This window comes from Leeuwenhoekiella sp. ZYFB001 (assembly GCF_011784865.1).
Taxonomy (GTDB): Bacteria; Bacteroidota; Bacteroidia; order Flavobacteriales; family Flavobacteriaceae; genus Leeuwenhoekiella; species Leeuwenhoekiella palythoae.
In genome coordinates this window covers 1,225,933-1,239,990 of the sequence record NZ_CP050460.1, presented here as the reverse complement: position 1 = coordinate 1,239,990, position 14,058 = coordinate 1,225,933, and the positions used below count along the sequence as shown (strand labels likewise).

Here is a 14,058-nt window from a genome sequence, read left to right as displayed (position 1 = left end):
TTATTTAGCGAATTTCTTGTATTTGTTTTTGAACTTGTCAATACGACCAGCAGTATCAACCAATTTAGATTTACCGGTGTAAAATGGGTGTGAAGTTCTAGAGATCTCCAATTTTACCAAAGGATAAGTCTCACCATCAACCTCAATAGTTTCTTTTGTATTAGCAGTAGATTTAGTTAAAAAAACCTCGTCATTAGACATGTCTTTAAATGCTACTACTCTATAATTTTCTGGATGTATCTCTTTTTTCATCGTAAATGCTTTAAAATCTGCTCAATTTTGAGGTGCAAATTTAGAAATAAATTATAATCTGACAAGGGGTTTTAAATAATAAATTACATTTTTATTCTAAAAGAATTTTTCTGTAACAATTTTACCGTGAAGATTACTTATCAGCAGTTATAAAAACGTAGGTCTATAGGACCCTTATATGTACATTTACAAACTTAATCCTTTATTTATGGAAGATCAAAAACTAACCACCGGAAAAGTAGCCCTAACCTATGGCGGACTACTAGGACTTCTTACTATTATTTTAGCAGTAGTACTTTATGTAACCAATAACTTACTCGAGCAAAGCTGGATCACTGCTGTGGTAAGTTTTCTAATTATGATAGGTTGTATTTCTTATGGACAGAAAGTTTTTAGAAATGGTAACGGAGGTTACATGGACCTTAAAGATGCCTTAAAAGTTGGTGTAGGTATTGCTCTAATTGGTGCTATCATAGGAGCGCTTTACAATTATATCTTCTTGACAGTAATTGAGCCCGGGTTTACGGAATTGATCATCGAAAAACAAAGAGAAGCTATGATTACCACGCAACCCAATATGACCGAAGCTCAAATAGACCAAGCGGTAGAATTTGCAGGGAAATTTGCACAACCTTGGGTACAATCTTCATTTCAGATCGTTGCAGGAATTTTCTTTGGCTTTATCATTTCTCTTATAAGTGGCTTAATTTTGAAGCGCAACAATCCGCACCAATAAATTATATATGCAGCTATCGGTAGTTATACCCTTACTTAACGAAAAAGAATCTTTACAAGAATTATATGACTGGCTCATACGTGTGATCTCAAAAGAAGGTTATGCGTATGAGCTTCTCTTTGTAGATGATGGCAGTACCGATGGTTCGTGGCAGAAAATAGAGGCATTAGCACTTCACAATCCTAATGTTAAAGGTATTTGCTTTAATCGCAACTACGGAAAAAGCCAGGCGCTCAACGCAGGTTTTCTAGCTGTTGAAGGAGATGTGGTTATCACAATGGACGCCGACTTACAAGATAGTCCTGACGAAATCCCTGAACTATACCGTCTTATTTCTGAAGAAGGTTACGATATTGTTTCCGGCTGGAAGAAAAAGCGCTACGACGCAGTGCTTACTAAAAACCTTCCATCTAAATTATTTAACGCTGCCGCGCGTAAAACCAGCGGACTACAACTACACGATTTTAATTGCGGTCTTAAAGCTTATCGCAATGAGGTAGTTAAAAATATTGATGTTTATGGTGATATGCATCGCTACATTCCACTACTCGCAAAAAATGCAGGATTCATCAACATTACTGAAAAACCGGTACAGCATCAGGCACGCAAATACGGTCAGACAAAATTTGGTGCAGACCGCTTTATTAAAGGATTTCTTGATCTCTTAACCATTTGGTTTACGACGCATTTTGTGAAGCGCCCCATGCATTTATTTGGCACGTTAGGCGCAATCATGTTTATCATTGGTTTTGGCCTCGCAGCTTATTTAGGCATTGATAAATTATTCATCAACCCAACCGCTCGGCTGTTAACGCAGCGTCCGCAATTTTACTTAGCACTCACCAGTATGATCATTGGAATGCAACTATTTATTGCAGGATTTCTTGGCGAACTCGTGCAACGCACCAAGCATGAACGGCCTCGATATTTAATAAAAGACAAAAAGGGTTTTAACTAAAGCATACTCCGTTTGAAATCCCTATTTTTGGTTCAATCAACTTTTTATAATCTATGAACTCTGAAATTATAGCTAAAGCCAAATCTTGGCTTTCTTCTACTTTTGATACGACAACTCAAGAAAAAGTACAACAATTAATCGATGCTAATGGTGACGAACTCAACGAGAGTTTTTACAAAAACCTAGAATTTGGTACCGGTGGAATGCGCGGTATTATGGGTGTGGGCACCAATCGGATTAATAAATATACATTAGGCAAAAACACACAAGGCTTATCTAATTATTTAAAAGCAACATTTAAAGGCGAAACACCTAAAGTGGCCATTGCTTATGATTGCCGAAACAATAGTAAAGAGCTGGCTCAGGTGGTAGCAGATGTATTTTCTGCAAATGATATTCAGGTTTATTTATTTAGTGATTTGAGACCAACTCCAGAGTTGAGTTTTGCGGTAAAACACTTGGAATGTCACTGCGGAATCGTATTAACAGCAAGCCATAATCCTCCCGAGTATAATGGTTATAAAGTGTATTGGCAAGATGGTGGGCAGTTAGTGCCACCACAAGATTCTGAGATTGTTGCTGAGATTGAAAGTCTAGATTACGACGCTGTGAACTTTTCGGCTAAAAAAGAACATATAACCTACATTGACAAAGATGTTGATCAGGCTTTTATTGAAGCTTCGCTGAAAAATGGAAGCTTCGCTGAACTTGACAAGCATCGCGATGACGTGACTATTGTGTTTACTCCGTTACACGGAACTTCAGTAACCATAATTCCTGATGTACTGAAGGACGCTGGATATAAAAATGTTTATGTTGTTGAAGAACAGCGCACTCCAAATGGAAATTTCCCAACGGTTAAATCTCCCAACCCGGAAGAGCCTGAAGCGCTTAAAATGGCGCTGGAACTAGCCGAAGAAAAAAATGCAGATATTGTAATTGGTACAGATCCTGACTGTGACCGTCTGGGTATTGCCGTACGTAACAACGAAGGCAAACTTCAACTCCTTAACGGAAATCAAACCATGGTCGTGATGACCGATTTCTTACTAGACCTGTATTTCTCTAAGAATAAAGCTAAAGGAAACGAATTCATTGGTTCTACGATTGTTTCTACGCCTATGATGGATGTTTTGGCAGAGTCTTACAATGTAGAATGTAAATTAGGCCTAACCGGTTTTAAATGGATCGCTAAAATGATCAAAGACTATCCTAATCAAAATTTCATTGGTGGTGGTGAAGAAAGTTTTGGGTATATGGTAGGTGATTTTGTGCGTGATAAAGATGCGGTTACCGCTACTCTACTCGCCTGCGAGATCGTAACTAAAGCTAAAAGCGAGGGATCTTCGTTCTATAAAAAACTGCAGGAACTTTATGTAAAACACGGTTTCTACAAAGAAGATTTGACTTCATTAGTTAAAAAAGGAATCTCTGGTGCCGAAGAAATTAAACAAACGATGATCGATCTTCGTGAAAATCCGTTAACGACGATCAACGGGGAGCAAGTTGTGCAAATTGATGATTATGCATCTTCAAAATCGCTGAAAACAACTACCGGAGAATCTGTAGATATTACTATTCCTAAATCTAATGTTTTAATATACCACACTAAAGAAGGATCTCGCATCGCTGCGCGTCCTAGTGGTACAGAACCAAAGATCAAGTTTTACATCAGCGTAAACGAGTCTGTTGAAAGTCTTGACGCACTTGATAAAACCGAAGAAAAGTTAGACGCTAAAATCGCCGGAATACGTAAAGAACTTGGCCTTTAAAAGTCGGTTTTTTTACCTATAAATATTCTTCTGAAGGAATCTTAAGCTAAACAAATATCGATTCCAGAAGAATTGAAGTAAATTCGCCTCATTATTTCTGTTTCACCAGAAATCAATGAGGCGAATTTTTTTAAACCCCTTTCAGGGAACTTTACTTTATGAATTACTTTAAACAAATCATGCAATTTGCAAGACCCTATAAAAAGTATGCGGTCTTAAATATTGTTTGCAACATTCTATATGCAATTTTTAGCACGTTGTCTTTTCTTGCGCTCATTCCAGTTATTGATATTTTATTTGATAAAAATAAGCGTATCAACGAATTACCGGTATGGGAAGGCTGGAGCGGTGTAAAAGACTACGTGTTCAATTCCTTTTATTATTATGTAAGTCAGCAAGTTGCAGACAACGAACTTTCGGCACTTGTTTTTATCTGTGCCATTGTGGTAGTATTGTTTTTTCTGAAGAATATCTTTGGCTATCTCGCTACGTTTTTCATCACTTTTTTACGTAATGGTGTGATGCGTGATGTGCGCGATGCGATCTATGATAAACTCTTAGAATTGCCGGTCGCTTATTTCTCTGAAAAGCGCAAAGGCGACACCATATCAAGAATCACAGCAGATGTGCAAGAAGTTGAAGTTTCTTTTCTATCTATTTTAGAAATGGTGGTCCGCGAGCCGCTTACCATCATTTTTACCATTCTTGCGATGGTGGTGATCAGTGGTAAACTCACGTTGTTTGTGTTTGTGTTTTTACCAATTTCCGGGATCATTATCTCACGTATTGGGAAATCGCTTAAAAAACAATCTAATCAGGCGCAGGAAGAAAATGGTGCGTTTTTATCTATTGTTGAAGAAACGCTTTCGAGCCTTAAAATCATTAAAGGCTTTAATGGAGAAGATCAATTTAGAGCGAAATTTAGAGCAAGTACTACACGACTGAACGGTATTTTAAACAGCTTGGTCAATCGTCAAAATTTAGCTTCTCCCACAAGTGAGTTCTTAGGAATTTTTGTGATCGTTGTGATCCTATGGTTTGGAGGCCAGATGGTACTTGTAGAAGGTTCGCTTGAAGCTTCCCAATTCATCGCATTTTTAGGATTATCTTACCAAATCCTAACTCCAGCAAAACAAATTAGTAAAGCCTCTTATAGCGTTAAAAAAGGAAACGCCGCAGCAGAACGCATTCTTTCGGTCTTAAATACAGAAACGACTATCAAAGATGCTCCTGATGCACAAACTGCGCAAGAGTTTCAAGATGCAGTACATATTGAAAATGTTTCCTTTAAATATGAAGATGAGAATGTACTTACTAACTTTAACGCAGTGGTTCCTAAAGGAAAAACCATTGCATTGGTTGGACAAAGCGGTAGCGGTAAAAGTACCATCGCAAACTTGGTTACCCGCTTTTATGATGTAAACGAAGGTGCCATAAAGCTCGACGGAAAAAATATTAAAGAGCTCACTAAAGCTTCGGTACGGGCGCAAATGGGCTTAGTCACCCAAGACTCTATTCTTTTTAATGATACGGTACGCAACAACATTTTACTAGGTAAACCTGATGCCAGCGATGACGAGGTGATCGCTGCACTTAAAGTTGCCAATGCTTGGGAATTTGTAAGTGAGCTTCCGCTACAACTAGACACCAATATTGGGGACAGTGGAAACAAACTAAGTGGTGGTCAAAAACAACGTTTGTCAATAGCCCGCGCTGTATTGAAGAATCCGCCAATTATGATCCTTGACGAAGCAACTTCGGCATTAGATACCGAAAGCGAGCGTCTGGTTCAAAAAGCACTCGAAAATATGATGATGAATCGTACCTCTATTGTGATTGCGCATCGTCTTTCGACCATTCAAAATGCAGATCAAATCATTGTAATGCAAAAAGGTAAAATTGTAGAACAAGGTAAGCATCAAGAATTGCTCGCCTTAAACGGAACCTATAAAAAGCTGGTAGAAATGCAGTCTTTTGAGTAATTGGTTTATGGTATTGCAATTCATAACCGTTTTAATACAATATGTTACTAAACTAAAAAATCCGCATCAGATGATGCGGATTTTTTTATTGCTGTGAATGCTTTTGTTGGGTTTTTTAAACGCAGTTTAAAATCAACTTTAATACTTGGGGCAAAAAAGGATTTCAATGTTTTGGGCCTTTACAACAATATCAATTAACTCATTTACTATTATTAACCTTCCAAATATAGATTCATTTTTTCGTTCAAACAAAAAATTAATGTATTTAATCTCGTTTTTATGCTTTTAATCGATTCTAATAAGTTTTATTACTTGTAATTCTTAAAGGAATAATCTGTAAATTTCAAGATCTCGAGGCTTTAACTATTTTTTATCGTTTTGCTTTTAAACCATTGGATAAATAAATAGTCATACAAAGGTCACTAAAGAGCAGCATTGAATAATTTAGAAATCCATACCATCGAAAGTTTAAAATTTGAGGACTTAGTCTCTGAATACAAAGAGCGTTTGTATTGGCACATACGTCGCATGGTGATTTCTCATGATGACGCAGATGACGTGCTGCAAAACACCTTTATAAAGGTTTACAAAAACCTGCATAATTTTAATGGAGAGAGTCAAGTATACACCTGGCTTTACCGTATTGCAACTAATGAGAGCCTAACGTTTATTAAAAAGAGAAAACGTACAACGCATATAAGTAATGAAGAGGTGCAAGAGAGTTTAGTTACTAATCTTACGAGTGACCCGTATTTTAATGGTGATGATGCGCAGCTTAAATTACAACAGGCGATAGACACGCTACCTACAAAACAAAAGCAGGTTTTTGTGATGAAGTATTTTGATGAATTGCAATACAATGAAATTTCTGAAATATTAGGAACTTCAGAAGGAGCACTCAAAGCGAGCTACCATCACGCGGTAAAAAAGATAACAGAATACGTGACAGCACATTAAACCTTTTAAGACCAATAAAGTCTAAAAAACGATGAAAAGCAAAAAAGAAAATAACAAGCAGCAGTTTAATATTCCTCTAGGCTACTTTGAGTCTTTTGAGAATAGGCTGCTTACTGAACTCAAATTTCAAGAGCTTTTCCCTAATAAAAATGATGGATTTAGCGTACCTGCACAATACTTTGAAAAAGTAGAACAGGTTATTCTTAATCAAAATAAGCCTAAAGGAAAGCTTGTTGAATATAATTTTAAAACTATAGCAGCTACAGTTGCGGCGATTGCAGCGGTGTTGCTTGTACTCTTTAATGTGGTGAATCCCATAGAAAAAGAAATGCAGTTTGACTCCCTTAGCATAACCAGTCTTGAAAACTACTTTGAAGAAGAAGAGCGTGTTCAAGACTACCTTTCTGCTGAAGAGTTGAGCACCATCGAGAATAGCACCTCGATATTTGATAACGAAACTGTGAGCGAAGAACTGATCTATGAGTATGTAGATCAAGACATTGTTCAGAGTTCTTTACTTGATCAATAAACAAAAAACTATGAAAAATTTAATAATCATTTTCGTGTTGTGTTTGGGTCTTAGTGGCCAGGCACAAAAGAAAGATAGACACGAGCAAATTAAGGCGCTTCGGGTTCCGTTTTTAACAGAAGAGCTGAATCTGACTCCTGCTGAAGCCGAAAAATTCTGGCCTATTTATAACACTTACGATTGTAAGATGGTGGATTTACGCTCTAGAGAACGTGCTTTGTTTGAAGAAAAATTCTTTCAATCAGGCTCTAAAAAAAATCTGACGGAAAAAGAAGCCAATAAATTAATGGCTGAGTATAATGACATTCAAAGAAGTAAGTATGAGATTGAAAGTCAGTTGATGACTGATCTTACGCAAAAGCTTCCTGCTTCTAAAATGGTTTTCCTTCCGGAAGCCGAGCATAAATTTGGCAGAAAACTTTGGGAGGAATACAAAAAACGAAAAGGGAAAGATTAAACCTTTGATTCCGTTTCAAAACGATTTACCTATTGATTTATATATTTAGTTTTATTAGCGTTAAAACGAAAAATGCGACTCAAAAGAGTCGCATTTTTTTTGGCCTAGCGCTTAAACTTAAGCTTTGCTATCCTATTGCTTCCTGCTGCGTAAGCTGTTGAATCATTTAAGAAGCGTACCGTAAAAAAGCCTTCACTACTCAAGTTTTTCCAAGTGGCTCCTTGATCACTAGAATAGTCGATCCCTTCAAAGCCTATCGCCAACAATTCTTTGCCTTCAGAATTTGGAATAAACTGAATGCAGCTACGGTAGCCCGGTGCTGCCTTATCTGCTAGCAACGCCCAAGTTTTTCCTCCGTCTTGCGTGATCGCTTTGTTTGCCTCGTTACCTTCTGCGTTAGTGTAATCCCCGCCGATTACCACCCCGGTATTTTCGTCATAAAAATCAATTGAATATCCACCGGTAGTTGAAGTTCCTTGTTTTAATGGGGTGTCAAATACTTCCCAAGTTTTTCCTTTGTCACCGGTATGCAAAACCCTTGATTTCATTCCGCCGGTGATGATCCACGCGTTATTTTCATACACAGCGATATTAGAATTGCTTGCTGCAAACGCCGCCTCCCCTTCTGCTGCTTCAGGTAAATTCTCGCAAGAAACTTTAGTCCACGTATTCCCTCCATCTCGGGTGATAATTATTGAGATACAATTTTCGGTAGGGTCTCCCATAGCTATTCCTTCTTGATCATTCCAGAAGGTCATAGAGTCGAAAAAAGCTTTAGGATCATTTTCTTCATAAACCAATTCCATAGCACCGGAATCTCCTGTTTTGTACAACAACGCCGGACTTTCAATACTGAGCATAAAAAAATCTTCTGCAGTATGTGCTACCGCTCTAAAGCTAGGCGTAATACTATCCCTTTTCATTACCGCTGTATTCCAAACTTTAGTAGCAGGATTATACAAACCGTATTTTCCGTTAGAACCTGCAAAAGCCAGGCTGCCATCATCAAGAATTTCGAGCGCTCTCACACTTACCGAATCTTCATAAATACGTTCTATTTCAACGGCTTGAATCGCAGTCAATTCTTTAGGTTCTGGAGTATTTTTACAACCAAAAACTGCTAAACTGAGCGCCACTCCTAATAAATATCTCATAGATTTAAAATTTTCTCGAATTTAAAACTATTCCTTTTTAATCCTGTACCTTTGCGCGCATTTTAAAAACATTTGTTATGCGTTTACATCGCAATCTGGTTTTTGCTGTTATTGATGGCTTAATCGAAATTTTTAATGAAGGCGGCTATGCTGATAAAGTGATCGCTAAACAACTGAAACGTGACAAACGCTGGGGCTCTCGCGACCGCAGTTTTATCGCCGAAACCACATACGATATTGTACGCTGGAAAAGACTATATGCAGAAATCGCTGATGTAAAAGAACCTTTTGAGCGTAAAGACCTTTGGCGTCTCTTTGCTGTTTGGTGTACGCTACGCGGAATTAAACTACCAGACTGGCCTCAGTTTGAAGAAACGCCTACCCGAAGAATCAAAGGACGTTTTGACGAATTATCGAACACTCGAAAATTTAGAGAATCTATTCCTGACTGGTTGGATGCTCTTGGCGAAAAGGAACTAGGTGATAAATGGGATGCAGAACTCGCTGCGTTAAACAAGCAAGCTCCGGTAGTATTGCGCGTAAACCGGTTAAAATCTGATATCGGTGCGTTGCAAACCGCTTTAGCCGAAGAAGGTCACGAGACCGAAAATATCAAACCTTATAAAGACGCGCTTCAACTTCAAGAACGCGGCAATGTTTTTACTACTGAAGCCTTCAAAAACGGACTCTTTGAAGTACAGGATGCTTCTTCACAATTGGTCGCTCCATATCTTGACGTAGAGCCGGGAATGCGTGTGGTGGATACTTGCGCAGGTGCTGGGGGTAAAACCTTGCATCTCGCTGCACAAATGGATAACAAAGGTCAGTTAATCGCACTTGACATCTACGGAAATAAACTAAAAGAGCTCAAGCGTCGTGCGCGCCGTGCAGGAGCTTTTAATATTGAAACCCGAGTGATCGATTCAACTAAAGTAATTAAGAAGCTTCACAATTCGGCAGACCGCGTGCTTATTGATGCGCCGTGTACGGGACTTGGTGTTTTAAGCCGTAACCCGGATGCAAAATGGAAACTACAACCGGATTTCGTTGAAAAAATCCAGGCTACGCAGCAAAGCATTTTAAAAGACTATTCTAAGATCGTTAAGCCTGGTGGAAAAATGGTTTATGCTACTTGCTCTATTCTACCTTCAGAAAATCAAGAACAGATCAAAAAGTTCCTAAAAACTGAGGAAGGAAGCGACTTCAGCATAGAAAAGCAGAAAACAGTATTATCTAGCGAAAGCGGTTATGACGGCTTTTATATGTGCTTAATGGTCAAAAAAGACAAAGCCTAGCTACTGAAAACAATAGCATTTTAAAGCCTTAAAAGTTCACTCTTTTAAGGCTTTTCTTTTTTGTGGCAATAGGCATCATCCATTTTTCAGTTATCAACAAAAACAGTCATTTTTCTGTTGAATTTTGTTTCAATCCAAGCGTGTTTCTAACCGTTAAAAATCCTTAAATTTGTGGCTCCTTAGTAAAAGCACTATGATTCATTTTTTCGGTTCACAAGACACCAAAATTTACGCAGTTCAAGCTAAAGCTGAACTTTCAGAAGAAACTACAAACAAGCTCATCTGGCTTTTTGGCAACCAGCCTAAAATAGAAGCGTCTGCAATCGACGCTTTTTTTATTGGTCCGCGTGCGACGATGATCACACCCTGGAGTACCAATGCTGTTGAGATCACCCAAAATATGGGAATTGAAGGCATTATTAGAATTGAAGAATTTGTTGCCGGAAAGGCCGACTTTGACCCGATGCTTTCTCAGGAATACAGCAAGCTCGATCAGGAAATTTATACCATCGACATCGAGCCTGAAGACATTAAGGCTATTGAAGATATTCAAACCTATAACGAGCAGGAAGGTTTAGCCTTAAGCGAAGAAGAAGTCACTTATCTGGAAAGTGTTGCAGAACGCATAGGCCGCCCCCTTACCGACTCTGAAGTGTTTGGTTTCAGCCAAGTGAATTCTGAACATTGCCGCCACAAGATCTTTAACGGAACCTTTGTGATCGACGGGAAAACGATGCCCTCTTCCCTATTCAAAATGATTCGTAAAACTTCCGAAGCAAATCCAAATGAGATTGTTTCGGCTTACAAAGACAATGTTGCATTTGTAAAAGGTCCTAAAGCGACACAGTTTGCTCCTGCAACTGCAGATAAACCCGATTTTTATACCGAAAAGGAATTTGACAGTGTGCTCTCGCTTAAGGCGGAAACCCACAACTTCCCTACCACTGTTGAGCCTTTTAACGGTGCTGCAACGGGAGCCGGTGGTGAAATACGCGACCGTCTGGCAGGTGGTCAAGGTTCGCTTCCGCTGGCAGGGACCGCTGTTTATATGACTGCCTATTCTCGCCTCAAGGAAGAACGTCCTTGGGAAGATGCGATGCCGGCGCGTAAATGGTTATACCAGACGCCTATTGATATTTTGATCAAAGCCTCAAATGGAGCTTCAGATTTTGGAAACAAATTTGGCCAACCGCTTATCGCAGGTTCGGTGCTTACTTTTGAGCACGATGAAGCCGGAAGAAAACTGGGTTTTGATAAAGTGATTATGCAAGCCGGTGGAATTGGTTATGGCAAGAAACAACAAGCTTTAAAAGAAAAACCGGAAACCGGAGATAAAATTGTAATTCTCGGTGGTGACAACTACCGTATTGGTATGGGCGGTGCTGCGGTATCTTCGGCAGATACGGGTGCATTTAGCTCAGGAATTGAGTTGAATGCGATTCAACGTTCTAATCCTGAAATGCAAAAACGTGCGGCTAACGCCATCCGCGGAATGGTAGAAAGCGATGAGAATACCATCGTTTCTATTCACGATCACGGTGCCGGTGGTCACTTGAACTGTCTTTCTGAATTGGTTGAAGAAACTGGCGGATTGATCGATCTTGATAAATTGCCGGTGGGTGATCCTACCCTTTCGGCTAAAGAAATAATCGGTAACGAGTCGCAAGAACGTATGGGTCTTGTGATAGGTGCCGAACAAATTAAAACTTTAAAAACCATCGCAGATCGCGAGCGCTCTCCAATGTACGAAGTGGGCGACGTGACCGGCGATCACCGTTTCACGTTCAAGTCGGCCACTACCGGTGCTGCGCCAATGGATTTGGCTATGAACGATATGTTTGGCAGCTCGCCAAAAACGGTCATGGTTGATACTAAAATCCATCGTATTTATAGCGATGTTTCTTATTCTTTAGAAAACTTCCACGAGTATTTAGAGAACGTATTGCAGCTGGAAGCCGTTGCTTGTAAAGACTGGTTGACCAATAAGGTGGACCGTTGTGTAGGTGGTCGTGTGGCAAAACAACAATGTGTTGGTTCGCTGCAACTTCCGCTGAATAACGTGGGTGTGATGGCACTTGATTTTAAATCTTCAAACGGAATTGCTACTTCTATTGGGCATTCTCCCGTAAGCGGATTGATCGACCCCGTTGCAGGAAGTAAGAACAGTATCGCAGAAGCCCTTACCAACATTGTGTGGGCGCCGCTGGAAAAGGGTTTAAAATCGGTTTCGCTTTCTGCAAATTGGATGTGGCCCTGTAATAATGCAGGTGAAGATGCGCGTTTGTATGAGGCGGTTGAAGCTGTTTCAGAATTTGCGATCGCTTTAGGAATCAATGTTCCTACCGGAAAAGATTCCTTATCGATGAAGCAAAAATACCCTGAAGGTGATGTGCTTGCTCCTGGAACGGTTATTATTTCTGCGGCAGGAAGCTGTGATGATATCAACCGCGTGGTTGAACCAGTGCTAGATGCTGAAGCAGGATCGATCTACTACCTAAATTTATCTCAAGATAACTTTAAATTGGGAGGTTCTTCGTTTGCCCAAATTCAGAATAAAGTGGGAATGGAAGCACCAAGCATTAAAGACGATGCTGCTTTTGCTACCGCTTTCGATACCTTACAAAGCCTAATTAGAAAGGATCTTGTTGCAGCCGGTCACGATGTAGCTTCGGGCGGATTGATCACGACGCTTTTAGAATTGTGTTTTGCTGAAAATAAACTGGGTGCTTCAGTTGATTTTTCTGCATTTGCTGAACAAGATATTATCAAAATCTTATTTGCTGAAAATGCTGGTGTGGTCGTTCAGGCAACTGATGATGCTGCTTTTGAAGCCGCCTTGACTGAAAACAAAGTGGAATTCTTTAAAATAGGTTCGACTAATACTTCAGACGAATTATTGATCAAAAAAGATTCGGTAGAAATTGGTTTAAATATTCCGTCATTGCGAAGAAAATGGTTTGAAACTTCTTATTTATTAGATCAGAAACAAACGGCTAATGGATTGGCTGAAGATCGTTACAACAACTTTGATCAGCAAGATTTGAAGTTTGAATTTCCGAAGCATTTCACCGGAATCAAACCAACAATTGATGCTTCTAAACCAAGACCGAAAGCGGCAATCTTACGCGAAAAGGGAAGTAACTCAGAACGCGAAATGGCCAATGCGATGTATCTCGCAGGTTTTGATGTAAAAGATGTGCATATGACCGATTTGATCACCGGTCGTGAAACGCTTGAAGATATTCAGTTTATTGGTGCTGTGGGTGGTTTCTCAAACTCCGATGTTTTAGGTTCGGCAAAAGGTTGGGCAGGAGCTTTCTTATACAATGAGAAAGCCAATAAAGCATTAAAAGATTTCTTCGCACGCCCTGATACGCTTTCGGTAGGAATCTGTAACGGTTGTCAACTTTTTGTTGAATTAGACCTGATCAACCCGGAACACGACGAAAAGCCAAAAATGCTGCATAACGATTCGCACAAGCACGAAAGTGGCTTCACCAGTGTGAAGATTCAGAAAAACGATTCGGTAATGCTTTCTACTTTAGAAGGAGCTACTCTTGGTGTTTGGATCTCTCATGGAGAAGGAAAATTTGAACTTCCGCTTAGCGAAAAAGAATACAACATTGTGGCTAAATATGGCTACGATGCCTACCCTGCAAATCCTAATGGAAGTAGCTACAACACCGCAATGATGACCGATAAAACCGGACGTCATTTGGTAACAATGCCGCACATTGAGCGCTCTATTTTTCAATGGAACTGGGCCAACTATCCAAAGGGTCGCAAAGATGAAGTAAGCCCGTGGATCGAAGCTTTTGAAAATGCTCGCAAGTGGATTGAGAAGCAGTTAACTTAAATGATTATCTATGATAATTAATTTATAATTACTAATAAAATTTTTAGTAAATTTAAATCTTAATACTAAAAATTTTATGATAAAGAATTATTTTACGGTTTTACTGACAG

The 14,058-nt window shown here is 39.3% G+C and carries 11 protein-coding genes; 9 read left to right on the top strand and 2 right to left on the bottom strand.

What is annotated here, in order from left to right:
- Positions 1-252 (bottom strand): type B 50S ribosomal protein L31, encoded by a 252-nt coding sequence (locus tag HCN54_RS05395; protein WP_072982425.1) that lies wholly within the window; start codon positions 250-252, stop codon positions 1-3.
- 208 nt (positions 253-460) lie between these two features.
- On the opposite strand from HCN54_RS05395, the gene HCN54_RS05390 reads away from it, so the two are divergent.
- The 7 genes from HCN54_RS05390 to HCN54_RS05360 all read left to right on the top strand — a co-directional run bounded on the left by HCN54_RS05390 (position 461) and on the right by HCN54_RS05360 (position 7,643).
- A complete protein-coding gene (locus HCN54_RS05390) occupies positions 461-988 on the top strand; it encodes a DUF4199 domain-containing protein (protein WP_167596862.1) in 528 nt (175 codons plus the stop codon).
- A gap of 7 nt (positions 989-995) precedes the next feature.
- Positions 996-1,946 carry a glycosyltransferase family 2 protein gene (locus HCN54_RS05385; RefSeq protein WP_167596861.1) on the top strand — a complete coding sequence of 317 codons (951 nt, stop codon included), beginning with the start codon at positions 996-998 and terminating at the stop codon, positions 1,944-1,946.
- Positions 1,947-1,999: 53 nt separating this feature from the next.
- Complete coding sequence (locus HCN54_RS05380) at positions 2,000-3,718, top strand: phospho-sugar mutase (protein ID WP_167596860.1); 1,719 nt, start codon at positions 2,000-2,002, stop codon at positions 3,716-3,718.
- 158 nt (positions 3,719-3,876) lie between these two features.
- Positions 3,877-5,700: an ABC transporter ATP-binding protein gene (locus HCN54_RS05375; protein WP_167596859.1), complete on the top strand. Its 1,824-nt coding sequence runs from the start codon at positions 3,877-3,879 to the stop codon at positions 5,698-5,700.
- A 435-nt stretch (positions 5,701-6,135) separates the two neighbouring features.
- On the top strand, positions 6,136-6,657 hold the full coding sequence (locus tag HCN54_RS05370; protein ID WP_072982434.1) for an RNA polymerase sigma factor: 522 nt from the start codon (positions 6,136-6,138) through the stop codon (positions 6,655-6,657).
- A 31-nt stretch (positions 6,658-6,688) separates the two neighbouring features.
- Positions 6,689-7,186 carry a hypothetical protein gene (locus tag HCN54_RS05365; protein WP_072982436.1) on the top strand — a complete coding sequence of 166 codons (498 nt, stop codon included), beginning with the start codon at positions 6,689-6,691 and terminating at the stop codon, positions 7,184-7,186.
- A gap of 10 nt (positions 7,187-7,196) precedes the next feature.
- Positions 7,197-7,643 (top strand): hypothetical protein, encoded by a 447-nt coding sequence (locus tag HCN54_RS05360; RefSeq protein WP_167596858.1) that lies wholly within the window; start codon positions 7,197-7,199, stop codon positions 7,641-7,643.
- Positions 7,644-7,747: 104 nt separating this feature from the next.
- Here HCN54_RS05360 and HCN54_RS05355 read toward each other — a convergent pair whose 3' ends face one another.
- Positions 7,748-8,797, bottom strand: a complete 1,050-nt coding sequence (locus HCN54_RS05355) for a WD40/YVTN/BNR-like repeat-containing protein (RefSeq protein WP_167596857.1) — start codon at positions 8,795-8,797, stop codon at positions 7,748-7,750.
- 77 nt (positions 8,798-8,874) lie between these two features.
- Between HCN54_RS05355 and HCN54_RS05350 the strand changes: the two genes are divergently transcribed.
- Positions 8,875-10,092 (top strand): RsmB/NOP family class I SAM-dependent RNA methyltransferase, encoded by a 1,218-nt coding sequence (locus HCN54_RS05350; protein ID WP_167596856.1) that lies wholly within the window; start codon positions 8,875-8,877, stop codon positions 10,090-10,092.
- A 193-nt stretch (positions 10,093-10,285) separates the two neighbouring features.
- Positions 10,286-13,948: a phosphoribosylformylglycinamidine synthase gene (gene purL / locus HCN54_RS05345; RefSeq protein ID WP_167596855.1), complete on the top strand. Its 3,663-nt coding sequence runs from the start codon at positions 10,286-10,288 to the stop codon at positions 13,946-13,948.
- The last annotated feature ends 110 nt before the right edge of the window (positions 13,949-14,058 follow it).

Excerpts from the sequence above, each read along its gene's own strand:
- HCN54_RS05385 (WP_167596861.1), top strand. The coding sequence starts at position 996 with ATGCAGCTATCGGTAGTTATACCCTTACTTAACGAAAAAGAATCTTTA.
- HCN54_RS05395 (WP_072982425.1), bottom strand. The coding sequence starts at position 252 with ATGAAAAAAGAGATACATCCAGAAAATTATAGAGTAGTAGCATTTAAA.
- HCN54_RS05355 (WP_167596857.1), bottom strand. The coding sequence starts at position 8,797 with ATGAGATATTTATTAGGAGTGGCGCTCAGTTTAGCAGTTTTTGGTTGT.
- HCN54_RS05365 (WP_072982436.1), top strand. The coding sequence starts at position 6,689 with ATGAAAAGCAAAAAAGAAAATAACAAGCAGCAGTTTAATATTCCTCTA.
- HCN54_RS05390 (WP_167596862.1), top strand. The coding sequence starts at position 461 with ATGGAAGATCAAAAACTAACCACCGGAAAAGTAGCCCTAACCTATGGC.
- HCN54_RS05380 (WP_167596860.1), top strand. The coding sequence starts at position 2,000 with ATGAACTCTGAAATTATAGCTAAAGCCAAATCTTGGCTTTCTTCTACT.
- HCN54_RS05375 (WP_167596859.1), top strand. The coding sequence starts at position 3,877 with ATGAATTACTTTAAACAAATCATGCAATTTGCAAGACCCTATAAAAAG.
- purL (WP_167596855.1), top strand. The coding sequence starts at position 10,286 with ATGATTCATTTTTTCGGTTCACAAGACACCAAAATTTACGCAGTTCAA.
- HCN54_RS05350 (WP_167596856.1), top strand. The coding sequence starts at position 8,875 with ATGCGTTTACATCGCAATCTGGTTTTTGCTGTTATTGATGGCTTAATC.
- HCN54_RS05360 (WP_167596858.1), top strand. The coding sequence starts at position 7,197 with ATGAAAAATTTAATAATCATTTTCGTGTTGTGTTTGGGTCTTAGTGGC.